Source organism: Halomonas sp. BLK-85, assembly GCF_044792155.1.
Classification (GTDB): domain Bacteria; phylum Pseudomonadota; class Gammaproteobacteria; order Pseudomonadales; family Halomonadaceae; genus Vreelandella.
Genome location: NZ_CP087731.1, coordinates 1139895 through 1162184, shown reverse-complemented (window position 1 = coordinate 1162184; position 22290 = coordinate 1139895). Strand labels below are relative to the sequence as shown.

Sequence of the window (22290 nt, the reverse complement as noted above, 5' to 3'; positions counted from 1 at the left end):
AGACGCCGGGCCGCTTAGCCATCAGGAAATTTTACATTGACATAGACTCAATAGAGAACGACGAGTGGCTAACCCAGAAACTTGCTGATCATACCGCTAAAGAAACGCCGTACCTGATCCAGAAGGCGCTTGAAAAAACCACCCTCTTCAACATCTTCAAGGGCTTTAAGGTCATGCGCCCCAACCACTTCTTCGCCAAGCACAATCTCTAATTGTCCGACCTGATCGCCTTCTGATATCGGGGCCATCAAATCACGATTCAAGTTCAGCCGGGCACGTAATTCCTCGTTCCGATTACGTGGCAGGGTAACATAGACTTCATCACCGACCCCCGCACTGACCTCATTAGTGTTTCCTCCCCAAATACGGGGCGAAACCAGCACTTCATCCTGCTCATAAACAGGCACTGTTTCGTAAAACCGATAACCGTAGCTGAGGAGTTTCTGGGTTTCCTGAGCCCTGGCTTCCTCGGAGTCAGTGCCCATCACCACCGACACCAGGCGCATGCCATCACGTTCCGCTGAGGCTACCAGCCCATAACCTGCATCAGAGGTCCAACCGGTTTTCAGGCCATCCACTGTCGGATCACGCCACAGCAGCCGATTACGGTTAGGCTGATCAATGCCTCCAAATGAAAAGGCTCGCTGAGAATAAATGGCATAGTGTTCCGGATAGTCGTTGATAATGTACTGTGCGAGCAACGCCATATCCCGGGCAGTTGAATAATGATTTTCACCCGGAAGCCCAGTCGGGTTTTCAAAATTGGTGTTATACATACCCAGGCGGCTGGCATGCTGGTTCATCAGGTCTGCGAACGGCACTTCTCCTCCGGCCAGGTGTTCTGCCATGGCCACACTGGCATCGTTACCCGAGACAATGATGATGCCGCGCAACAGATCATCTACCGACACCTGGGTACCCACCTCAATAAACATCTTGGAGCCACCGGTACGCCAGGCCTTTTCGCTGATGTTGACCATATCATCGGGCATGATGGTTCCGCGATCCAGTTCCCGCTCAACCAGATAGGCCGTCATCAGCTTTGTCAGGCTGGCGGGGGGCAGCTGCTCGTCAGGCTTGTGAGCAGCCAGTACGTGGCCGCTGTTGGCGTCCATCAGAATCCAGGACTTGGCAGCCAACTGGGGCGGTGAAGGAATGATCGTCTGGGGCTGAGGAAGCGCCTGGGCTCCGGCGGTTACTGCCATTACTGTGGTCATCACGCCTGCGCCAACACCAAAACATGCACGTCTTAGTCTCAGTGAGCGCGAAAACCTGTGGCCCAGGCCTGATAGATCCGGTAGTGGTACCTTTTTAAACAGCGTTGAAATCATCTTCATAACCAGAAATGTCTCATTAAAATCATAGGCCTCACCAGAGGCAGAAGAGGGTACTGTATACTTTTATTTACTTTACGATAAATACCTGTGGATAGCCCGCCTGACGTAGTATTTCACGCAGCGCCAGCGCTTCGCGCTCATGACGTACCGGGCCTACCTGAACACGATAGACGCCGTCTTCATCACTTATCCTGACGCTCTGGTCAAGACGATTTTCCAACTGGCGCTTCAGCTGTATAGCCCTGCTGTGATCACTCAGGGCGGCCACTTGCAGATATTCTGAATCATCACGGGTGCGGCTAATATCGTTTTCCGGGGTCTGGGCTGAGTTGACTGCAGCCTTGCCTGACAGGTCCTGAGGGTCAATTGCCTCGACTCTTACCCGTCCTGTCCCCGCCTCGATAAAGCCCAACTGGTAGGCGGCTGCATAGGAAAGGTCAATTTCACGTTCACTGTGAAAAGGCCCTCTGTCATTGATGCGAACAATCACAGAGTTGCCGCTATCCAGGCTGGTGACCCTGGCAAAAGTGGGTAGAGGCAGCGAGCGGTGGGCTGCCGACATCTTGTACATGTCGTAGATTTCACCGTTGGACGTGGCATAGCCATGAAATTTTTCGCCATACCAGGACGCTGTCCCTTCCTGCACGTAACCACTGGCATCGGGTAACACCTGATAGACCTTGCCCCACACTTCATAGGTTGAACGATTGCCAGCGCGGGAAAGCGGCTCTACTCTCGGTTCAGCATTCGGCACCTGAGACACATCCGGCGGGTCAAGCGGATAGGCATCCGCACTGATGGCATAGCGCCCATCGCTGGTGAGTTCGGCTGGTTCCGCCGGTGCTGACGCCGGCTCCTGACTGGCACAACCGGTCATTATCAGGGCAAAGGTCAGAGACCCAGGCACTAACCAGGTTGGAAGATTCGCCTGACAGCCAACACGGGTAACTTGCTTGATCATTGGACATCCCTTTCGCTTACCATGTCGTCCCCATTTATCGCCTTCAGAATGCCGGCATCCTTCACTGCTGCCTTTTCCGCAATGGCCTGTGCCAATTCGGTCACCGCCATGGCATAAAGATGGCTATGGTTATAGCGCATAATGACGTAGAAATTAAAGCCACCCAGGCGATAATCCTGTTCAACATCGCTTATATGCAGATACAGAGGAACCACCCGTCGTTCAGGATCGGACATGAAGGCTTCAGCCCCCTGACCTTGCGGCGTTATACCCACCTCCATTACATCGTTCAGCGTCAATGTCGGCGTACTGGACTGGTTGAACTCAATGGTGTCAGGTGGGCTTTGCGGGCCCTCTGCCTGTTGATAGATCGGCTCTCCTGCTTTCCAGTTGTGTTCTGCAAAGTAATTGGCAACACTGCCAATGGCATCAACCGGGTTGTTCCACAGATCCCGGATACCATCCTTGTCGAAATCAATCGCATAGGCCTGATAACTGGTAGGTATGAATTGAGGGTATCCCATCGCACCGGCATAGGAACCTCTCAACTCGGTCGGATCAACCCCTTGTTCAAAGGCGATTTCAAGCATGGCGGCCAATTCACCACGAAAGAAAGCGCCACGTGTCGGGTGGTGAAAACCCAGTGTAGCAAGCGAATCAAGTACCGGGTGCTTGCCTTTGAAGCGACCGTAGTAGGTTTCCACACCAATAATGGCGGTAATGATTTCTGCAGGCACCCCGAATTGCTGAGAGGCACGCTCCAGGGTTGGCAAGTGCAGGCGCATAAAATCAGCGCCCTGTTCGATACGCTCTTCTTTCAGGAATATATTGCGATACTCGTGCCATACCAGGCGGCGTTCGGCGGCACCATCCATGGCATCCAGCACCTCTTGACGGTAGGACGTTCTTGCCAGAACATCATGTAGCCAATGCTGGGGCAGACCCTCTGCTGACAGCTCCGCCACGAGAGCAGCAGTATCAGGATGATCGTCAGGATGAAAACTCGCTACCTCGGATGCACTGACTGCTGCACTGGATACCCCCCCTCCTGCCATCAGGTACATCAGTATACAGAAACACCGAAAGCCCTCCCTTGCCTTTGTCATCAATAAGACTCCTTATGGATTATCGTTGTATGCATTAACGCGGCAGAAGCCTGCGATGCGCATGAATGGACATCAAGATACCAAACCCCGCCAGCAGGGTAACGCTGGATGTGCCGCCATAACTGACCAGCGGCAAAGGTACTCCCACTACTGGAAGAAGGCCGCTGACCATACCAACATTAACAAAGACATAGATAAAAAAGGTCAGAATGATACTGCCTGCTACCAGGCGCCCGAAAGTATCCTGGGAAGCTCCCGCCAGCCATAGGCCACGGGAGACAATCAGAAAGTACAGCATCAGGGTCAGCAGCATCCCTACCAGGCCAAACTCTTCCCCCAACACGGCAATGATGAAGTCCGTGTGACGCTCTGGCAGAAACTCAAGCTGAGACTGGGTCCCCTGTAACCAGCCTTTACCCCAAACGCCACCGCTGCCAATTGCGGTCGTCGACTGGATGATATTCCAGCCTGATCCTAAAGGGTCGAAGTCCGGATTCAGAAAGGTCAATACCCGCTGACGTTGATAATCATGCAGGTTCATCCACAAAAAAGGTAGGGCCGACGCAAGCAAGGCCGCAGCGAAAGCAATCAAGCGCCAGGAAAGCCCTGCCAGAAGAACCACAATCACGGCAGCACTGGCAACCAACAAGGAGGTCCCCAGATCCGGCTGGGTGGCAATCAATACTACCGGGATACCAATAATGATAGCGCAGACCACAATGTCTCGCAGCCGGGGAGGCAACTGACATCGGTTCAGATAGGTAGCCACCATCAGGGGAACCGCCAGTTTCATCATTTCTGAGGGTTGAAAGCGTATCACTCCGGGAATCACCAGCCACCGCTGCGCGCCCATCCCCATATCACCGAAAAACTCCACGGCCAGCAGCATCATTACCCCCACCAGATAGGCTGCAGGCGCCCAGCGTAAAAAGGTCGTTGGTGAAAACTGGGCAATCACCAGCATCCCGACCAGCGCCACCACAAAACGGATACTCTGGGCATAAACAACATCAATACGTTGTCCGGAGGCGCTATAAAGCACCACCAGACCGGAGATCATCAATACCAGCAACAACCCAACGAGTACCGGATCAATATGGATTTTCTCCCAGACGCTTTTGCGCCGCGCGATGCCACTGTCGGGCGGCCTGACGGGATAACCTCGCATAGAACGTGTCAGCTGTTGCCAAGGCATGGGTCAGTATCCTTTATCCATCAAGGTTGGCATCATCCTGTTCCAGAGTTTCGCGTACTTCCTCAACATCAGGCGTCTCATCTTCCAGCAGCCAGGCATCGGTCATGGCACGGGCGAGATGAGCGGCGTGGGTGCTGCCACCGCCCGCATTTTCGACAATTACCGACACGGCAATCTGGGGATTTTCCAAGGGGGCAAAAGCCATGAACAAAGCATGGTCACGTAAGCGCTCTTCCAGTTCTTCAGCGTCATAACGCTGATCCTGGCCGAGCGAGAACACCTGAGCCGTGCCAGATTTCCCCCCCATACGATAGTCAAGCCCCTCGCCCGTATGACGTGCTGTCCCTTCTTCGCCTGTCATCACCTTTTCCATACCCTGAAAGACATCGTCCCACCAGCCATCATTACTTAGCGCAATATCAGCGGGCGTCTCCGGCAGCTTATCAGGCAAGGGTGTATCGCCAATTTTGCGCGCCAGGTGTGGCTTGACCCATTTACCGCGATTGGCCAGGGTTGCTGTTGCGGCAGCAAGCTGTAGTGGGGTGATCTGCCAATAGCCTTGTCCTATACCAACCGAGAGGGTTTCGCCCGGGTACCAGGGCTGGTTGTAGCGTGCCTGCTTCCACTCACGGGAAGGCATCAAGGCAGCACTTTCACTCTGCACATCATGAGCAATACGCTGACCAAACCCGAAGGCGCTCATCTGCTCATGCAAGCGGTCAATACCCAGTTCATGGGCCAGCGAGTAATAGTAGGTATTGTTCGAGACCGCAATCGAGCGCTCAAGATCAACCCGCCCGTGCCCCCAGCGCAGCCAGTTACGGTAGCGTCGAGAATCGTTGGGTAATTGATAATAGCCCGGGTCGTTAATGGTCGTGCTGGGGGTACGCACTTCTTCACGCAACCCGGCCAGGGCAAGAAAAGGCTTGATGGTCGAACCAGGCGGATAATGCCCGCGAATGGCGCGGTTAAATAGCGGCAAATCCAGATCCTGCTGAAGACCACGGTAGTTCTCGACGCTGATGCCGGTGACAAACTGATTGCTGTCAAACCCCGGCACAGACACCATCGCCAGAATATCGCCGCTGGCCGGTTCAATCGCCACGATAGCGCCTCGTCGACCGTCCAGCAGTTCATAAGCCAACATCTGTAGCTCTTTATCAATCGTCAGCGTCAGGTTTTTTCCAGGAACAGGGTCGTTCTTACCTAGCTCACGCAAGACGCGCCCTCGAGCATTGGTTTCCACTTTGCGTAAGCCCGCTTCACCATGCAGTTCAGTTTCGTAAAAGCGCTCCACCCCGGTCTTGCCGATAAAGTGCGTGCCTGCATAGCTACCAGGGTCAAGGGATTTAAGTTCGTCAGCATTGATGCGCCCAACATAACCCAGCGCATGAGCCATGATGTCGGCGTCGGGATAATAGCGCAACAGCTGAGCTTCAACTTCGACCCCCGGCAAACGGTGGCGATTGACTGAAAGCCTGGCAATTTGGGTCTCGGTCAGATCACTCATCAATAGCGCTGGCTGATAAGGTCGCTGACGCTGGCGCGAGCGCTGCTTGAATGCCTCAATCTCTTCATCCGGCAGGGCCAGCAGCTCAATCAGAAAGTTCAGCGTTTCATCCAGGTCATCGACGCGTTCACGCACAAGGGTGAGGTTATAGGTAGGACGGTTTTCAGCCAGCATTTCACCATTGCGGTCAAATATCAGCCCACGGGTGGGTGGCAGCGGCTCAACGCGCACGCGGTTATTTTCTGATCGGGTGGTGTAGAGATCATGCTGGACAACCTGAAGATAGCCCAGACGGCCCATCAAGAGCCCTGTCAGCAAGGTGACCACCAAGATAGCAAGGAAGGCGCGTACCCGGAAAATCTGTAGCTCAGTCTCACTATTTTTCAATGTCTCGGGGCGCTGCGGCATTAGGCAACCAGTTTCTCACTTAACCGGCAGCGGCGATCAACAATGGAGCTTTATCCAAACGCCATTTCCTTAACGCCACTGACTGTTGTATTTAATGATTAAGTATTTAACGATGATAAGGGTGGCCAACAAGTAGCGTCCAGGCACGGTAAAGTTGTTCAGCGAGCATGATGCGAACCAGCGGATGAGGGAGAGTAAGAGGTGAAAGCGACCAGGTAACATCCGCCCTGGCTGACAATGCCGGGTCAAGTCCGTCGGGGCCACCCACCAGAAGTACGACATCCTTACCCAGCATTCGCCACTGGTCAGCTTCACTGGCCAGTTGCGGCGTTGACCAGGCGTTACCTTTTACTTCCAGCGCGACCAGGTATTCGTCACCTTTGAGCTTGGCATTGATACGCTCAGCTTCCTGCAGACGAGCCTTGCTAACATCGGTATTTTTACCTCGCTGGCCCAGGGCAATTTCTTCAATGACCAGGCTGAAATCCCGTGGTAAACGTTTACGATACGTTTCGACTCCTTCATCTACCCAGGCTGGCATCTTGCTGCCTACCGCCAGCATGCGTAGTTTCATGAGTCGGTGACCTGTTCATCCATACGTTCACGCAACATATCATGAGCCAGCGCACTATCAGCCGGCAGATCTGCCCACAGACGTTCCAGGTCATACAAGGCACGCGCTTCAGGCAACATGACATGAATGACAACATCGCCAAGATCAACCAGCACCCAGTCGGCATTGGTTCCCCCTTCAACACCCCGTGGCTGCAGGCCTTGTTCCTTGGCTTTTTCTACCAGGTTTTGCGCCAGGGCCGATACATGACGGGAAGATGTACCGCTGGCGATGATCATCAGATCCGTTACATCCGTCAGTGGCGCTACGTCCAGGTAAGTAATATCACGGGCTTTCAGTTCTTCAAGTGCATCGACAGCGAGTGTTTTCAGTGTTTCGATTTGCATGACGTCTAGTTGCCAACCCCTTTGGTCGCGATGATAAAACTATTTAATCAGGAACACACAAAGGCCATTGTAACGGCTATTCTTATGACTGCCAGCGCTTATTGAAACCCGTCACACAATTTAAAACGTATATAGCTGCCGGGCATGAATCTGTTGTTCAACGGTTTCAGGCAGCAGATAACGAACGCTTCGGTGATCAGCAAGACGCTGACGTATCAAAGTGGCCGAAATAGCCATCGATGTCGGTAATGTCTGGGTCAGAAGCTTGCCTTTGGGTTCAGCCATCAATGACGACACACTATCGACTTCACGTTCGCCAATCAGTTCCTTGAGTGGCGCTGGACGGTCGGATTGGTAACCAGGTCGGGCAACGACCACCACATGCGCAAGCGCAAACAGTTGCTCTGGCTGGTGCCAATCTGCCAGGCGCAAGAACGCATCTTGCCCCAGCAGCATAACAAGGCGCGCGGCCTCACCGTATTCCTCGCGCAGTTCTGCTAGCGTCAAGGTCGAATAGGAAGGGCCTTGCCTGCGTAGCTCACGGCCATCGGCAATCAGACCAGGCGTGTCTTTTATGCCAGCTTCCAACAGCGCCAGCCTGTCTCGCGCCGACACCTGCGGGTGGCCACGTAAAGGGGGCCGGGGGGCAGGAATCATATGCAGCTTGTCGAGTTGCAAACACTCCGACACTTCAACGGCGCTACGCAAATGCCCCAGATGAACAGGATCAAAGGTACCGCCAAACATTCCCACCCGAAGCGCCGTCTCACTCATTGACGCACCTGACCATCGCCCAGCACTATATATTTCTGGGTTGTCAGGCCTTCAAGCCCTACCGGCCCACGCACATGAAGCTTGTCGGTGGAAATACCGATTTCCGCACCCAGACCATATTCAAAGCCATCAGCAAATCGCGTGGACGCATTCACGATTACCGAACTTGAATCCACACTGGCCATGAAATGGCGCGCAAGGTGATAGTTTTCCGTCACGATGGCATCCGTGTGATGAGAGCCAAAACGTTCGATGTGGTTAATCGCCTCGTCAATGCCGTCCACGACCCTGATAGACAGTACAGGCGCCAGGTACTCGGTTGACCAGTCATCTTCGCATGCTGCCAAAACGTCGGGCAAAAGCTTGCAAGTCAGTTCACAACCGCGCAGTTCAACCTGATGCTCACCATAGGCACTGGCCAGATGGGGTAGCAAGGCGTCCGCAATCAGCGCATCCAGCAGCAAGGTTTCCATGGTGTTGCAGGTGCCGTAGCGATGGGTTTTAGCGTTAACAGCGATTGACAGTGCTTTTTCAAGATCAGCACTGGCATCGATATAAACATGGCAAATGCCATCCAGATGCTTGATAACAGGCACACGTGCTTCCCGAGAGATTCGGTCTATCAATGACTTGCCGCCACGCGGAATAATCACATCGACAAATTCAGGCATACTGATCAACTCGCCAACCGCTTCACGATCAGTGGTGGCGACAACCTGCACGCTACCAGAAGGTAAATCGGCATCTCGCAGACCCGCCTGAATACACTTATTCAGGGCAGCGTTAGATGCACTGGCTTCCGAACCGCCGCGCAAGATACAGGCGTTACCTGACTTAAGGCACAGACTGGCCGCTTCCAGAGTGACATTGGGACGCGACTCATAAATGATTCCGATCACACCCAGCGGGACACGCATCTTGCCTACCTGAATACCACTGGGCCGCGCACGTAGACCGTCGATTTCCCCAACGGGATCAGGCAGTGCAGCCACCTGGTGCAAGCCTTCTATCATGGCGTCGACACGCGCATCGTTGAGCGCCAGACGATCGAGCAAGGCAGTGTCCAGACCGTTTTGCTGGCCACGTCGCAGATCCTCAGCATTAGCTTCAAGAACAAGACGCCGGTTACTTTCAAGGTGCTGGGCCATTGCCAGCAACGCATTATTTTTCTTCAGCGTATCAGCCTGACGCGTTTTACTGGCGGCATCACGCGCAGCGGCGCCAATCGCCTGCATATATGCGTTTATGTCCCCGCCTGTAGCTGACGTAGTTGCCGGGCTGAGGGTCGTATCCTTCATATTTTCTCCGCTATTAACTATTTGAAACGTTCTAATCCAATCTCTTCTATCGCAGGAACACCCTGTGACTATCCGCCTTAGCACGCAACGACGTAAAAATACTTATAAAGCGAACCAGATATATTGATGTGTAACAATGACGAACTACCCAGTCGTGGCGCCAACCTCCAATGTAACGTAAGCCTGACGTTAACCGATTTTGTTTGCTAAGGTGCGTAGTCATCTCATGCATGAATATCTAGGCCCCATGCAAAACAAATACAAAGTCAACATTTTGCGCGCAAACCTGCTGGCTGCGGCTGTCAGCCTGGCACTTCTGACGCCTGCGTATACCCTTGATTCATTGCTGGTCGTCTGGGTGGCCATCGGTTGGCTATTCTTTACGGCTCTGCTGCTTGACTTCACTCACAGGCGAACCACAAACATTCCCTGGCAGTTAATTCCCGGTATATTGGTAGCCGCCCTGCTGGCGACAACCCCTGAAAACAACAGCATGTTGATCTGGGTATGGGTTTCCATCTTCATGCTGCCACAAAGCAGCTGGGTAGTCATGCTGAACGCATTACTGGCCGCCACCAGCCTGTTTTTACTCTCGCCCTACCTGGCTTTCCCAGACCAATGGTTAATGTTTGCGGCACTATTGATGATGTGCATATTGTCGATCGCCCATGCCCATCAATTAAATATCATAAACAGCACCATTCGCCAGCGTGCCCGCCTGATACCTGGAATGAATATCTGGTCCAGTGAGCAGTTTTCACGTGACTTGCTTCGCGAACAGACACGCTGTGAGCGTGAAGGCATTCACGCTGAGCTGATTATTTTTCGGGTCAAGCGCCATCAGCTCTGGCAGACCGCACATCAACTTTGTCAGCTAATCTACCCTTTTGAAAATGTCTATCGTCTTGACAGCAGGAGCATCGCGGCAATAACCCTGTCTCGCAGTGTCAGTGAAGGCATTGAAAGACGCCAGCACCTGGTTCAGACAGTGCCTGACTCACGTGTTTCTCATTCGATTGCGGTATCAGACCTGGACGTTAAACAGCTTAATCTGAATAAGCTCCTTATGGATAAGCGAGCTTTATACATGCTGGAGTCTTTGTGATTGACACTGATATCTCGCGTCGCTTGATGACGATTGCCTACGTTACCAGCCTGCTATTGCTGATGACATATACTACATGGCTATATTTAATTGATCATCATGCCTTTTTTTTCACGTCGGCCTTCTCAACACTACTGGCGCTATCGGCCCTTCTAATGCATGTCGGTCGAGGGGTCAATGCCTACCTACCTCGCCTTATATTGCTGTGCTGTCTTTATCTGATGGTCAGCCAAGCGGTCCTGGAAACGTCTGGCAGCACTTCACCTCTATGGTTCGGGCTTCCCATTGCGGCATCAATGATTCTCTTGCCGCTTATTCCAGCACTAGGACTGAATATACTCGTGCTGCCAGCCTGGTGGTGGCTACTGGCACAATCGGGTGATGAGGAAATCTGGAAAAGTATTATCACACTGCTGCTGTTACTTGCATTACCGCGCTGGGAGCATCTGCGCCGTCAAGCATTGCTGTATGCCACAGACCCTAATGACAGTGAGTGTAACGCTTACCAGCGTGATGCTCTAAAAGATCGCCTACGCGATGAACACCAAAGGTCCAGCGTTCTCGGTAAGCGCCTGGCCGTATTGGTGATACATCTTCCGCAGTTTGATATGGCAGGAGAGCAGTTTGGACGTCAAGCCCAGCTTGCTTTGCTGGAAAACTTGTGTGATGAGGTAATGGCAAGCTGCCGCGACCATGATCTGCTGGGACGTGCCAGCCAGGCGACGTTCTGGCTGGTGCTGCCTGACACCTCAGAAAGTGGTGCCTTGTTGGTGCGGGAGCGTTTAAAACGCAGCCTTTCCCGCTGTGTACTGGTTGAAACAGGCCAACTGGTTACCGATATTGTCGCTTACCAGCCCAGACGCCAGGAGCTTTTCCACCTGTTTGTACAGCGACTTGAAGAAAGCAGCCATGCCCCTGCCCATTCACTGCTCCAGACAAGCGCATAAGTCAGACGCAGTAACTCTCCTTTTTTACCGATGTTAACGTTATCATCCTCCACCGCTATGGTTGAGGAGCTATCCAGACATGGATTTTCTACAGCAGTTAAATCCAACACCTTTCATGCTGTTGTTATTGATCGGTATTATTGCACTGCTGGAGTCCCTGGCCCTGGTTGGCCTATTGGTACCCGGTGTTGTACTGATTACCGCTGCAAGCTCTCTGGCAGGCCACCAGGAAATTGCCGTTTCATGGATGTTGGCAGCTGCCTTTTTGGGTGCCATCAGCGGGGACCTGCTCAGTTTCAGGCTCGGTTACTGGGAAAACGGCCGTGTGTTAAGGCGATGGCCGCTTTCCCAATACTCAGGCTGGGTAATACGTGGCCAGCGGTTTTTTGACCGCTATGGCGCCTATTCTGTTTTTATTGGCCGCTTCATCGGCCCCGTCAGGCCCATTATCCCTCTGGTGGCAGGCATGATGCGCATGTCTCCCGTCACATTTCTGGGCGCCAATATTGGTTCTGCACTGCTGTGGGCACCTGCCTATACGCTGCCTGGTTACTGGCTGGGCCAAACCTGGCAACAACGCCTTGCCTTGCCTGCTGGGCTGGAAATAGCGCTCGTCACTCTGGCAGCCTGCATTGTTCTGCTTGCCGTACTTTTCTCTTGGGGTCGCCTGCAGACAAGCCGACAAGGGACGGTGTATCGCTGGTCATTACTTGCCGTAAAACGCCTTCCGCTGCTTAGGCGCCCCTGGCTGGCCATGAGCCAGCATGGCGATGTGCCGGTTGCCACCCTGTTGCTGCTGGTATTAAGCGTCGGAGGGCTATCCGCCTGCACGCTTTGGGTCATGGGTCAGCAAGCCTCAACCCCGCTGGATGCGTCGATACAGCAACTTTTCGACTGGCTGCGCAACGATATTCTGATGCATCTATCATCTACCTTGGCAAGCATCAGCGATCCATATGGCTTATGCGCCCTACTGGCGCCTTGGGGTATCTGGATACTGACCCAGGGTTACTGGGCATTGCTTGGCCACTGGCTGATTGCCCTGTCGGGCATTGGGCTACTCAATAGCCTGGGCACGGTATTGATTGGGCGTGAGCGGCCGCTTGGTACACAGCAACTGGCGGATTCAATGGCTTACCCCAGCGCCCATATATCCAGCGTTGTAGTGGTGGTGGGACTGACAGCGGGGTTTGTTGCCGCCAGGCTAGAACGCGCCCAGCGGGTGTGGGTTTATTGGGCAGCCATAGCAACGGTATTACCTATAGCCCTGGCAGATCTGGTGCTGGGCGTTCATTGGTTCACAGACCTGGTTGGCGGCGCCTTGCTGGGTCTGATGGTATGCGCGCTGATAAGACTCAGTTGGCAGCAGCGTTCGCATGCTGACGTCTGGCTGCCCTGGCAGTGGCTTATTCTTGCCTCTGGCGTAATGCTGATAGCACGCATGGCCTGGTTGCCTGTTGTCTGAGGGTCAGCCTAGGGCAAGCCATAGTCCTACGCCCACCATCAAGGTGCCCGCAATACGGTTCATCAAGCGCACATTGCCACTCTGACCCAGCATTCTGCGCAGGGTTTTACCGCCGGTGGCGTAGACCAGCATACTGGCAAGTTCAATGGTTAGTATGACGCTGATCAAGACACTTAATTGAGCTACCAGGGAGCGGCTACTATCCAGAAAAGGAGGCAGCAGGACCATGAAAAAGGCCCACCCCTTGGGATTCGCCACCGCCGTCAAGAACCCCTGAAGGGCTAGCTGGAGTCGGCCTGCTCCCGGGCCAGCCTCCAGCTCGGTGGGGATCGCCATACGCCCACGAGAGCGCCACATCATCAACCCCAGATAGCCCAGGTAAGCGCCACCCAACCATTTAAATACGGTAAACATCTCAGGGTGTTTGAGCATCAGCGCCGCCACTCCAGCGCCCGCCGCCATCGCCACCAGGCCAACGCCCAGCAGTTCTCCTGCCATCATCCATAAGGTTCGTCTCACTCCCTGAGTCATCCCCAGCACCATGGCAAGGGTCATACACATGCCTGGCGTTAACGAGACAAACAGAAAGGTCGGCACAAACACAGACAACGTTGCCCATGAGAGCATGAGTGGATTTCCTTGCGTCAATAGCGAATGGACTGCAGGCGGTCAGGACGACGCTTCACCCCAGCGTGGCATCAGATTATGGCTGATCTGCAGCTGGTTAAGAATCCGCGCAACGATAAAGTCAATCAGGTCCTCAATACAGCTTGGCTGATGATAAAAGCCGGGGGCAGCCGGCAGTATCACCACACCCATGCGGCTCAGGGTCAGCATATGCTCCAGGTGGATCGGGGAAAACGGCGATTCGCGTGGCACCATGACCAATGTGCGGCGCTCCTTGATCGCCACATCCGCGGCCCGCTCAATCAGATTATTGCTGGCCCCGGTAGCCACCGAGGAGAGCGTTCCCGTTGAGCAAGGGCAGATTACCATAGCCGATGGCGAACCCGACCCTGATGCCACCGGTGCCATCCAGTCCTCACGGCCAAAACAACGAATCTGACCCGTCTGGGCACCGCTGCGTTCGACCAGTGCCGCTGCCAGACGCTGGGGTTGAGCCGGTAATGAAATCTCCGTTTCGGTAGCAATCACCATATGTGCCGCCTTGGAAATCATCACCCAGACTTCGTGTCCAGCTGCGGCAAGCACGTCAATCAGCCGCAGACCATACTGGGCACCCGACGCACCGGTCAGCGCCACCGTTACCGGCGGTTTAAATGTTGTTGCCTGATTCAAGAAAATTCTCCAGTAAGCAATGGAATTTGCGCTGTGACGGTTTCAGGTTAACCAACGGACCTTCAAGGCTTCCAGCAAGCGTTCATGAATACCGTTAAAACCACCGTTGGACATCACCACGACGCGGTCCAGTGGGGCTGCCTCAGACACCACCGCCTTAACCAGTTCATCCATCTGATCGCAAAGGCTCGCCCGCTCACCCTGGGGTTCAATCAATGCCTGCATGGACCAGTCAATACCGGCCGGTTGATACCAGAAGATGTGGTCTGCATCAGCAACGCTGTCATTTAACCGCGTTTTCAAAGCGCCCAGCCTCATCGTATTTGAACGCGGTTCAATCACGGCAAGAAGCCGGCCTTTAGGAGTCGCCGCACGCAGCCCGCCAAGCGTTGCCGCAATGGCCGTCGGGTGATGGGCGAAATCGTCAATCACCTGAATGCCATTGACCTCACCACGCACCTCCTGACGACGTTTAGGGCTTTCAAAACGCGACAGTGCGGCACAACTGCGCGCCAGGTCAGCGCCGCAGGCATGGGCCGCTGCCAGGGCTCCCAACGCATTGCGCGCGTTGTAGTCACCATTCAGGGACCAGTCCACCACGCTGTCTTCTTCTCCCTGTGGAGTACGATGGATTACCTGAAAACGGCTGGCATCGTCACGCTCCAGCACCAGTTGCCAGTCACTATCCGCTCGAGCGCCGAAATGCTCCACCGGCGTCCAGGCTCCCTGCTCCAGAACGCGCTGCAGGGCGGGCTGGTCATCGGCTACCAGAAGCATTCCCTTAGCTGGCACAGTTCTTACCAGATGATGAAACTGCCGCTCAATCGCACCCAGATCAGGAAAAATATCAGCATGATCAAATTCAAGATTATTCAGCAAAGCAATGTGCGGACGATAATGGACAAACTTGGAGCGCTTGTCGAAAAACGCCGTATCGTACTCGTCCGCTTCCACCACAAAAGGCGCATCAGGTTCACCCAGTCGAGCGGAAACGCCAAAGTTACGCGGAACGCCACCGATCAAAAAGCCGGGCTTGAGTCCACTGCTTTCAAGCAGCCAGGCCAGCAGGCTGGCAGTTGTGGTCTTGCCGTGGGTACCCGCCACGCCAATCACCTGACGCCCCTGCAGCACGTGCTCAGCCAGCCACTGGGCGCCTGATGTATAGGGCAATCCGCTGTCCAGCAGAGCCTCCACCTCGGCATTGCCGCGTGAAAGTGCGTTGCCTACCACCACGACATCAGGCGCAAGTGGCAGGTTCTCTGCACTGTAGCCCTGCTTTAATGCAATTCCTGCAGTTTCCAGCTGTGTACTCATGGGCGGGTACACATTGGCATCCGATCCACTCACTGTGTAGCCGAGCTCTCGCGCCAGCAGCGCCAGGCTACCCATGAAAGTCCCGCAAATCCCTATAATATGCAGATGCATCGCGCCTTGTTTCCTCTGATGATGGCTCTGGTAAGATAACCGGATGGTGATTGCACGAATGACTGGTTGTGTAGCCAAAAAAGTAACGTCTGCCAATACCTGTAAGGCAACCATGTAACAGCACTCAGCCTAGCATGGAAGCAGGCCAGGCTCACCTGGATTAGGCGCATGAATGTGACAACACGCAAGGATTGATGCAGGATGCGTCTGGTGCATTTATTCACCCCTGATCATGTATCCCCCGAACACCAACCCTGGAGTTAAATCATGCGTATCGTCTTGCGCTATTTTTTTCGTACTCTGCGTATTCTGCTGGCCCCTTTCATGATCGTGGCTGAAAAACTGTCGACCCCGAAATCCGTTGAGCGCAGCCCTGAAGCCCAGGCCGAAGTGGACAAGGCCTGTGAGCAGTTGGCGCTCTATCAGTTTCGCACCTGCCCTTTCTGCATCAAGGTACGCAAGCAGATGGCGCGCCTGGGGCTGAACGTTGAGGTACGTGACTCGCAGCTTGATCCTCAGCACAAGCAGGATCTGCTAGAGGGGGGTGGCAAGGTCAAGGTACCCTGCCTGCAGATCCAGAAGGATAACGGCACGGTGGAGTGGCTGTATGAATCCGATGATATCAACGCCTACCTGCAGCAACGATTTGGTTCAAACGACCGTTAGGGAAAATTGCCAAAACGTTAAATACCAAATTGGACAATGCCCGGCAATGAGATAATGTGTCGGTAAATCAGACTTGGCAATCGTTAGCGTGTGTTATTTCATTTATCTTCTGGAACAGAAAGGTGATGAACGTCTGATATTCAACACTTGCAAAGGAACAACAAAATGCTTCGCAAAACACTAATCGCAAGCGCCGTGGCGGCCACCATGCTGGCGACCAGTGCCAGCGCCGAAACGCTGCGCTGGACACGTTCATCTGATGGCCTGACGCTTGACCCTCATTCTCAGAATGAAGGCCCTACACATGCTCTGAACCATCAGATATTTGATACGCTGATCTATCAGGACATGGATATCAACTATCAGCCGGGCCTGGCCACCGACTGGTATATTCATCCTGACGATCCCAGCGTCTGGGTGTTTGAAATCCGCGAAGGCGTCACCTTTCATGAAGGCCAAGCACTGACCTCGGAAGATGTGGTGTTTTCCCTTGATCGCGCGCGTCACGAATACGCCGACATGCGTGGCCTGCTGACCTCCATCAAGGAAGTGCGCGCTGAAGACGACTACACCGTGCATGTTGAAACCCATGACCCGAACCCTTTGCTGCCCAACAACCTCACCAATCTGTTCATAATGAGCAAGGCCTGGGCGGAAGAGCATGATGTGGAAACCCCGCAGAACTATGCCGCCGGGGAAGAAACCCATGCGGTGCGTAATGCCAACGGCACAGGGCCTTTCCGGGTTGAGAGCCGTGAGCCGGACACACGAACCGTCATGGTGCGTAACGATGATTACTGGGGCATTGATGAGTACCCCATGGAAGTGTCTGAGCTGATTTTCACCCCGATTGAATCCGCCGCCACCCGGGTTGCGGCCCTGCTATCCGGTGAGGTTGATCTGCTCCAGGAAACCCCTGTACAGGATATTGAACGCCTGGCAAATGCCGAAGGCATTCGTAATGAACAGGGCGCGGAAAACCGTACCATTTTCCTGGGGATGGATTTAGGCTCGATGGAGCTGAGCACGGCTGATACCGATGACAATCCTTTTGCAGATCTCAGGGTGCGCGAGGCGATCAACATTGCCGTTGATGCAACGACTATCCAGCGGGCAGTCATGCGCGGCAACTCTGAACCTGCCGGTATTATCGTCCCGCCTTTTGTCAACGGCTATTCCAGCGAGCTTGACGAAGTGGTGCCGGCTGACACCGAGCGTGCCCAGGCGCTGATGGCCGAAGCAGGCTATGGCGACGGTTTCAGTGTGACCCTGCAGTGCCCCAACGACCGCTACATGAACGATGAGCAGATCTGTCAGGCAGTTGTCAGCATGCTGGCGCGTATCGGTATCTCGGTAGACCTTGATGCCCAGACACGCTCCCTGCATTTTGCCGAACTGGCAAACGGTGAATACGACTTCTATATGCTCGGCTGGGGAGTTCCCACCATGGATATCGAGTACGTATTCAACTATCTGTACCACTCCAAGGAATCTGATCTGGGCACCTGGAATTTCACCGGCTACTCGAATGAACGCATCGACGAGTTGACCGTGGCCATGGCAAGCGAGACCGATGAAGAAACCCGTAACGCCATGATCGAGGAAGCCCGCCAGATCGTGCATGACGACATTGTCTATATTCCGATCCACCATCAGATGCTGACCTGGTCGATGCGAGATGATATCGATTTCAAGGTACAGAGTGAAAATACCCCGCACTTCAAATACCTGCGTTTCAACCAATAAGCATCGTCAGTGCGACGTCTCAGCCGCTACCCGCGGTTGAGGCGTCTTGACATGGAGATCCCATGCTTGCCTTCTTTATTCAACGCCTTATGCAGGCGGCTTTTGTGATGCTGGTGGTCGCCTTGATCGCGTTCTCACTGTTTCACTATGTAGGCGACCCAGTACTCAACATGCTCGGTCAGGAAGCCACTGATGCCGACAGAGCGGCCCTGCGCACCCAGCTGGGGCTGGACCAGACCATTCTCGTTCAGTTCTGGCAGTTCATGGTCAGCGCCGTCCAGTTTGAGTTCGGCATTTCATACCGTTCCGCCCGCCCCGTTTCCGAGCTGATTCTGGAACGCCTGCCTGCCACCCTGGAGCTGGCCATCGTATCGGCCATTTTTGCCGTGGTCATGGGTATAGTGCTGGGCATCTATACCGCCATTCAGCGCGGTAACTGGCTTTCACGTTTTATCATGACAGCATCGCTGATCGGTGTATCGCTGCCAACTTTCCTGATCGGTATCCTGCTGATCTATCTGTTTGCCGTCGAACTGGGCTGGCTACCGGCCTTCGGGCGCGGCCAGGTAGTCGAGCTTACCAGCTGGTGGGACACAGGGTTGCTGACGACCAGTGGCCTGAGGTCGATCATATTACCTGCCATCACCCTGGGACTTTTTCAATTGACCCTGATCATGCGCCTGGTACGCGCGGAAATGCTTGAAGTCTTACGCACTGACTACATCAAGTTTGCCCGGGCACGCGGGCTGTCCAGACGGGTCGTCAACCTGCGTCATGCCCTCAAGAACACTATGGTTCCGGTGATTACCATTATCGGTTTGCAGCTGGGCACCATTATCGCCTTTGCGATCATTACTGAAACGGTCTTCCAGTGGCCCGGGGTCGGCGCGCTGTTTATCACCGCCGTACGCTTTGTCGATATTCCCGTGATGGCAGCCTATCTGATGATGATTGCCCTGGTCTTTGTGGTGATCAATCTGGTGGTCGATCTGCTTTATTACGCCGTTGATCCGCGCCTTCGCGTACAGGGAGGTGGCAAATGAGCCAGCCAGCCACACAGCACAACAAGGATGATGTCATGGCATCGCCCAAGCCAAGCAAATGGCAAGGCTTTCTCGACAGCGACATTGTGCATTCCTGGAAACAGCAGCCTGTTGTCATCATGGCTACCTTGATGACGCTGCTGATGTTCATGGGTGCCCTTTTTGCCCCCTGGATCGCCCCCCAGAACCCCTTTGACCCCGGTCAACTGGAGCTGATTGACGCTTTTACACCTCCGCTTACCACCTCGGATTTCACCGGTAATTTTTATTTACTGGGCAGTGATAGCCAGGGTCGGGATGTATTTTCTGCCATCCTGTATGGTTCACGCATATCGCTACTGGTCGGTTTTGCTGCGGTGTTTTTCGCATTGGCACTGGGCACGGCACTTGGCCTGGTAGCCGGTTTCCGCGGCGGTTGGCGCGATGCGATCATCATGCGGATTGCCGATGTTCAGCTGACATTTCCCTCCATTCTGCTGGCACTGCTTATTTTTGGCGTCATTCGCGGCTTCATGCCCGGCTCCATGCATGCCGAAGTGGCCATCATCGTGCTGATCATTGCCATAGGGCTGTCTGACTGGGTGCAATATGCCCGCGCCGTGCGTGGCGCTACCATGGTGGAAAAGAGTAAGGAATACGTTCAGGCCGCCCGCGTCATTGGCCTGCCGGACATCAAGATCCTTTTCCAGCATATTCTCCCCAACGTCATGCGTCCCGTACTGGTGATCGGCACCATTGGCCTGGCGCTTGCCATTATTGCTGAAGCCACCCTGTCATTTCTGGGCGTGGGCATGCCGGCCACCCAGCCCAGCCTGGGCACCCTTATTCGGGTGGGCCAGGATTACATGTTCTCAGGCGAGTGGTGGATCCTGTTTTTCCCCGGTGTCGCCCTGTTGATACTGGCACTTTCCGTTAATCTGCTGGGAGACTGGTTACGTGATGTCCTTAACCCAAAACTCCGCTGAACGGCCAGACACGGCCTCACAGCGTGAAGACACTACGGCCGTTCTCAGCGTACGCAACCTGAGGGTGGAATTTCCCAATCGCCACGGCACCCTGGTGGCCCTTGACGATATTTCCTTTGATATTGCCCCGGGTGAAATTCTCGGCGTTGTGGGCGAGTCAGGGGCGGGTAAATCCATGACCGGCAATGCGGTCATTCAACTGCTGGAGCCTCCTGGCCATATCGCCGCTGGGGAAATCCGCCTTTCCGGTGAGCGGATAGACAATCTTAGCGAAGAAGATTTCGTCCTCCTGCGCGGCAGGCGTATCGGGATGATTTTCCAGGATCCGTTGACCAGCCTGAATCCGCTGTTTTCGATCGGCGATCAACTGGTGGAAACCATCCGCGCTCACCTGCCACTTAACGAAAAAAAGGCCAGAGCAAAGGCACTGGATCTGCTTCGTGAAGTGGGCATCCCCGCCCCCGAAACCCGCCTGGACAGCTACCCACACCAGTTTTCGGGGGGAATGCGCCAACGTGTGGTGATTGCCTTGGCGCTGGCAGCAGAGCCGGAACTGATCATTGCCGATGAGCCGACCACGGCGCTAGACGTATCGGTTCAGGCCCAGATCCTTGCTTTGCTCAAGAAGGTCTGCGCCGAACGTGGTGCTGCTGTCATGCTGGTCACCCATGACATGGGGGTCATCGCGGAAACCGCCAATCGGGTCGCGGTCATGTATGCCGGTCGCCTGATCGAGATCGGCCCGGTTGACGATGTCATCCGACGCCCGCAACACCCCTACACGGAAGGCCTGATGGCGTCCATTCCCGGCCTGGGCGCACGGCGTGAACGGCTTTATCAGATTGAGGGAGCCATGCCACGCCTGGCGGCCATTCCCTCAGGCTGTGCCTTCAACCCCCGATGCCCGCATGCCGCTGATCGTTGCCGCCAGGAGCGCCCGTCTTTGCTGGCAACTTCACAGGGGCAAGCCGCCTGCTGGCTACATGACCCTGTCAACCCGGTGGCAAGACGCCCCCTTCAGGAGACATCATCGTGACCCAATCTCAAGCCCCACTGCCGCATTCAAGCGATGACATTCTGCTGGCAGTTGACGATCTGGCCCGCCATTTCGATGTTTCCAGACCCTGGCTGAACCGCCTGATTGAACGGGCAGACAGGCAGACCCTGAAAGCCGTTGATGGTGTCAGTTTTTCGATCAGGCGCGGAGAAACCCTGGCCCTTGTGGGTGAGTCAGGCTGTGGTAAGTCTACCGTTGCCCGCCTTATTGTCGGGCTTTATGGATTGACCCGTGGGCAGATCACCTTTGACGGCCAGGATATCAGCCAGCTGGCAGGAAAAAGTGGCAAGCAGGTCGCAGCGATCCGTCAGCGCTTCCAGATGATCTTCCAGGACCCGTTTGCCAGTCTGAACCCTTTGTGGCGGGTTAATACCATCATCGGCGAACCCCTGCGCCTGTTTCGCCCGCAAATGTCTTCCGCTGACCGCCATCGCCGCGTGGGTGAGTTGCTGGAACAGGTCGGCATGTCAGCGGCAGACGGCTACCGCTACCCCCACGAATTCTCCGGCGGGCAGCGCCAACGGATCTCGATTGCCCGAGCCCTGGCCAACGAACCGGAATTCATGGTCTGCGATGAGCCCACCTCGGCGCTTGATGTGTCAGTACAGGCGCAGATTCTCAACCTGATGAAGGACTTGCAGCAGGAATACGGGCTGACCTATCTGTTTATCAGCCACGATATGGCGGTGGTCAAGCATATGGCCGACCGTATTGCCGTCATGTACCTTGGGCGCATTGCCGAGATCGCCCCGGCGGACCAGCTTTTCAGCCAGCCGCGCCACCCTTATTCCCGTATGCTGCTGGATGCGGTTCCCTCGCTGGATGGTTCAGGCAAACAGCGCAGCATGATTGAAGGCGAAGTGCCTAACCCGGTGCATCCGCCTTCCGGCTGTGCTTTCCACCCGCGCTGCCCGCATGCGTTTGAACGCTGCCAGCGTGAAATACCTGGGTTGATTGCCAGTACCGGCGGCACTCAGGTGGCCTGTCACGCCGTTGAAGAAGGTCGACTCTGAAAACACCGGG

Annotated in this window: 21 protein-coding genes; 9 read left to right on the top strand and 12 right to left on the bottom strand. The window is 54.7% G+C overall.

Annotated features, from left to right (window positions below):
* Window positions 1-68 precede the first annotated feature (68 nt).
* The 9 genes from LL947_RS05185 to LL947_RS05145 all read right to left on the bottom strand — a co-directional run bounded on the left by LL947_RS05185 (window position 69) and on the right by LL947_RS05145 (window position 9549).
* Window positions 69-1205: a D-alanyl-D-alanine carboxypeptidase family protein gene (locus LL947_RS05185; protein ID WP_499834145.1), complete on the bottom strand. Its 1137-nt coding sequence runs from the start codon at window positions 1203-1205 to the stop codon at window positions 69-71.
* A gap of 199 nt (window positions 1206-1404) precedes the next feature.
* Window positions 1405-2298, bottom strand: coding sequence for a septal ring lytic transglycosylase RlpA family protein (locus LL947_RS05180; RefSeq protein ID WP_499834144.1), 894 nt, complete (start codon window positions 2296-2298; stop codon window positions 1405-1407).
* On the bottom strand, window positions 2295-3404 hold the full coding sequence (gene mltB, locus LL947_RS05175; RefSeq protein ID WP_404417080.1) for a lytic murein transglycosylase B: 1110 nt from the start codon (window positions 3402-3404) through the stop codon (window positions 2295-2297). Before mltB ends, LL947_RS05180 begins: the two co-directional genes overlap by 4 nt.
* Before the next feature lie 34 nt (window positions 3405-3438).
* A complete protein-coding gene (gene rodA, locus LL947_RS05170; protein WP_499834143.1) occupies window positions 3439-4599 on the bottom strand; it encodes a rod shape-determining protein RodA in 1161 nt (386 codons plus the stop codon).
* Window positions 4600-4612: 13 nt separating this feature from the next.
* The gene (gene mrdA / locus LL947_RS05165; protein ID WP_499834142.1) at window positions 4613-6517 is read right to left on the bottom strand and encodes a penicillin-binding protein 2; all 1905 of its coding nucleotides are present in this window, start codon (window positions 6515-6517) and stop codon (window positions 4613-4615) included.
* A 106-nt stretch (window positions 6518-6623) separates the two neighbouring features.
* Complete coding sequence (rlmH, locus tag LL947_RS05160; protein ID WP_404417073.1) at window positions 6624-7091, bottom strand: 23S rRNA (pseudouridine(1915)-N(3))-methyltransferase RlmH; 468 nt, start codon at window positions 7089-7091, stop codon at window positions 6624-6626.
* A complete protein-coding gene (rsfS, locus tag LL947_RS05155; RefSeq protein WP_290823082.1) occupies window positions 7088-7477 on the bottom strand; it encodes a ribosome silencing factor in 390 nt (129 codons plus the stop codon). The genes rlmH and rsfS overlap by 4 nt, the downstream gene beginning before the upstream one ends.
* A 120-nt stretch (window positions 7478-7597) precedes the next feature.
* Complete coding sequence (gene nadD, locus LL947_RS05150; RefSeq protein WP_404417069.1) at window positions 7598-8251, bottom strand: nicotinate-nucleotide adenylyltransferase; 654 nt, start codon at window positions 8249-8251, stop codon at window positions 7598-7600.
* A complete protein-coding gene (locus tag LL947_RS05145) occupies window positions 8248-9549 on the bottom strand; it encodes a glutamate-5-semialdehyde dehydrogenase (protein WP_499834141.1) in 1302 nt (433 codons plus the stop codon). The genes nadD and LL947_RS05145 overlap by 4 nt, the downstream gene beginning before the upstream one ends.
* A gap of 247 nt (window positions 9550-9796) precedes the next feature.
* Here LL947_RS05145 and LL947_RS05140 point away from each other — a divergent pair, with 247 nt between their 5' ends.
* From LL947_RS05140 to LL947_RS05130, 3 genes are all read left to right on the top strand, one after another.
* A complete protein-coding gene (locus LL947_RS05140) occupies window positions 9797-10654 on the top strand; it encodes a hypothetical protein (RefSeq protein ID WP_499834140.1) in 858 nt (285 codons plus the stop codon).
* On the top strand, window positions 10651-11601 hold the full coding sequence (locus LL947_RS05135; protein ID WP_290823078.1) for a GGDEF domain-containing protein: 951 nt from the start codon (window positions 10651-10653) through the stop codon (window positions 11599-11601). The genes LL947_RS05140 and LL947_RS05135 overlap by 4 nt, the downstream gene beginning before the upstream one ends.
* 79 nt (window positions 11602-11680) lie before the next feature.
* A complete protein-coding gene (locus tag LL947_RS05130) occupies window positions 11681-13066 on the top strand; it encodes a VTT domain-containing protein (RefSeq protein ID WP_499834139.1) in 1386 nt (461 codons plus the stop codon).
* Window positions 13067-13069: 3 nt separating this feature from the next.
* On the opposite strand, the gene LL947_RS05125 is transcribed toward LL947_RS05130, so the two are convergent.
* The 3 genes from LL947_RS05125 to mpl are packed head-to-tail and all read right to left on the bottom strand — an operon-like array spanning window position 13070 to window position 15790.
* Window positions 13070-13693 (bottom strand): LysE family translocator, encoded by a 624-nt coding sequence (locus LL947_RS05125; protein ID WP_290823076.1) that lies wholly within the window; start codon window positions 13691-13693, stop codon window positions 13070-13072.
* Window positions 13694-13735: 42 nt separating this feature from the next.
* Entirely contained in the window at window positions 13736-14365 is a 630-nt protein-coding gene (locus LL947_RS05120) for a flavin prenyltransferase UbiX (protein WP_290823075.1), read from the bottom strand.
* A 42-nt stretch (window positions 14366-14407) separates the two neighbouring features.
* Window positions 14408-15790 (bottom strand): UDP-N-acetylmuramate:L-alanyl-gamma-D-glutamyl-meso-diaminopimelate ligase, encoded by a 1383-nt coding sequence (gene mpl, locus LL947_RS05115; RefSeq protein ID WP_290823074.1) that lies wholly within the window; start codon window positions 15788-15790, stop codon window positions 14408-14410.
* Between the two features lie 267 nt (window positions 15791-16057).
* Here mpl and LL947_RS05110 point away from each other — a divergent pair, with 267 nt between their 5' ends.
* The 6 genes from LL947_RS05110 (at window position 16058) to LL947_RS05085 (ending at window position 22280) form a co-directional block, all read left to right on the top strand.
* Window positions 16058-16456: a glutaredoxin family protein gene (locus tag LL947_RS05110; RefSeq protein WP_499834138.1), complete on the top strand. Its 399-nt coding sequence runs from the start codon at window positions 16058-16060 to the stop codon at window positions 16454-16456.
* 165 nt (window positions 16457-16621) lie between these two features.
* On the top strand, window positions 16622-18202 hold the full coding sequence (locus LL947_RS05105; protein ID WP_404417049.1) for an ABC transporter substrate-binding protein: 1581 nt from the start codon (window positions 16622-16624) through the stop codon (window positions 18200-18202).
* 62 nt (window positions 18203-18264) lie between these two features.
* Window positions 18265-19245 (top strand): ABC transporter permease, encoded by a 981-nt coding sequence (locus LL947_RS05100; protein ID WP_290823071.1) that lies wholly within the window; start codon window positions 18265-18267, stop codon window positions 19243-19245.
* Entirely contained in the window at window positions 19242-20210 is a 969-nt protein-coding gene (locus tag LL947_RS05095; RefSeq protein ID WP_290823070.1) for an ABC transporter permease, read from the top strand. The genes LL947_RS05100 and LL947_RS05095 overlap by 4 nt, the downstream gene beginning before the upstream one ends.
* On the top strand, window positions 20185-21246 hold the full coding sequence (locus LL947_RS05090) for an ABC transporter ATP-binding protein (RefSeq protein WP_499834137.1): 1062 nt from the start codon (window positions 20185-20187) through the stop codon (window positions 21244-21246). The genes LL947_RS05095 and LL947_RS05090 overlap by 26 nt, the downstream gene beginning before the upstream one ends.
* Window positions 21243-22280, top strand: coding sequence for an ABC transporter ATP-binding protein (locus LL947_RS05085; RefSeq protein ID WP_499834136.1), 1038 nt, complete (start codon window positions 21243-21245; stop codon window positions 22278-22280). Before LL947_RS05090 ends, LL947_RS05085 begins: the two co-directional genes overlap by 4 nt.
* The last annotated feature ends 10 nt before the right edge of the window (window positions 22281-22290 follow it).

Excerpts from the sequence above, each read along its gene's own strand:
- rodA (WP_499834143.1), bottom strand. The coding sequence starts at position 4,599 with ATGCCTTGGCAACAGCTGACACGTTCTATGCGAGGTTATCCCGTCAGG.
- mltB (WP_404417080.1), bottom strand. The coding sequence starts at position 3,404 with ATGACAAAGGCAAGGGAGGGCTTTCGGTGTTTCTGTATACTGATGTAC.
- nadD (WP_404417069.1), bottom strand. The coding sequence starts at position 8,251 with ATGAGTGAGACGGCGCTTCGGGTGGGAATGTTTGGCGGTACCTTTGAT.
- LL947_RS05125 (WP_290823076.1), bottom strand. The coding sequence starts at position 13,693 with ATGCTCTCATGGGCAACGTTGTCTGTGTTTGTGCCGACCTTTCTGTTT.
- LL947_RS05130 (WP_499834139.1), top strand. The coding sequence starts at position 11,681 with ATGGATTTTCTACAGCAGTTAAATCCAACACCTTTCATGCTGTTGTTA.
- LL947_RS05185 (WP_499834145.1), bottom strand. The coding sequence starts at position 1,205 with ATGGCAGTAACCGCCGGAGCCCAGGCGCTTCCTCAGCCCCAGACGATC.
- LL947_RS05095 (WP_290823070.1), top strand. The coding sequence starts at position 19,242 with ATGAGCCAGCCAGCCACACAGCACAACAAGGATGATGTCATGGCATCG.
- rlmH (WP_404417073.1), bottom strand. The coding sequence starts at position 7,091 with ATGAAACTACGCATGCTGGCGGTAGGCAGCAAGATGCCAGCCTGGGTA.
- rsfS (WP_290823082.1), bottom strand. The coding sequence starts at position 7,477 with ATGCAAATCGAAACACTGAAAACACTCGCTGTCGATGCACTTGAAGAA.
- mpl (WP_290823074.1), bottom strand. The coding sequence starts at position 15,790 with ATGCATCTGCATATTATAGGGATTTGCGGGACTTTCATGGGTAGCCTG.
- LL947_RS05140 (WP_499834140.1), top strand. The coding sequence starts at position 9,797 with ATGCAAAACAAATACAAAGTCAACATTTTGCGCGCAAACCTGCTGGCT.
- LL947_RS05100 (WP_290823071.1), top strand. The coding sequence starts at position 18,265 with ATGCTTGCCTTCTTTATTCAACGCCTTATGCAGGCGGCTTTTGTGATG.
- LL947_RS05110 (WP_499834138.1), top strand. The coding sequence starts at position 16,058 with ATGCGTATCGTCTTGCGCTATTTTTTTCGTACTCTGCGTATTCTGCTG.
- mrdA (WP_499834142.1), bottom strand. The coding sequence starts at position 6,517 with ATGCCGCAGCGCCCCGAGACATTGAAAAATAGTGAGACTGAGCTACAG.
- LL947_RS05090 (WP_499834137.1), top strand. The coding sequence starts at position 20,185 with ATGTCCTTAACCCAAAACTCCGCTGAACGGCCAGACACGGCCTCACAG.
- LL947_RS05145 (WP_499834141.1), bottom strand. The coding sequence starts at position 9,549 with ATGAAGGATACGACCCTCAGCCCGGCAACTACGTCAGCTACAGGCGGG.
- LL947_RS05105 (WP_404417049.1), top strand. The coding sequence starts at position 16,622 with ATGCTTCGCAAAACACTAATCGCAAGCGCCGTGGCGGCCACCATGCTG.
- LL947_RS05180 (WP_499834144.1), bottom strand. The coding sequence starts at position 2,298 with ATGATCAAGCAAGTTACCCGTGTTGGCTGTCAGGCGAATCTTCCAACC.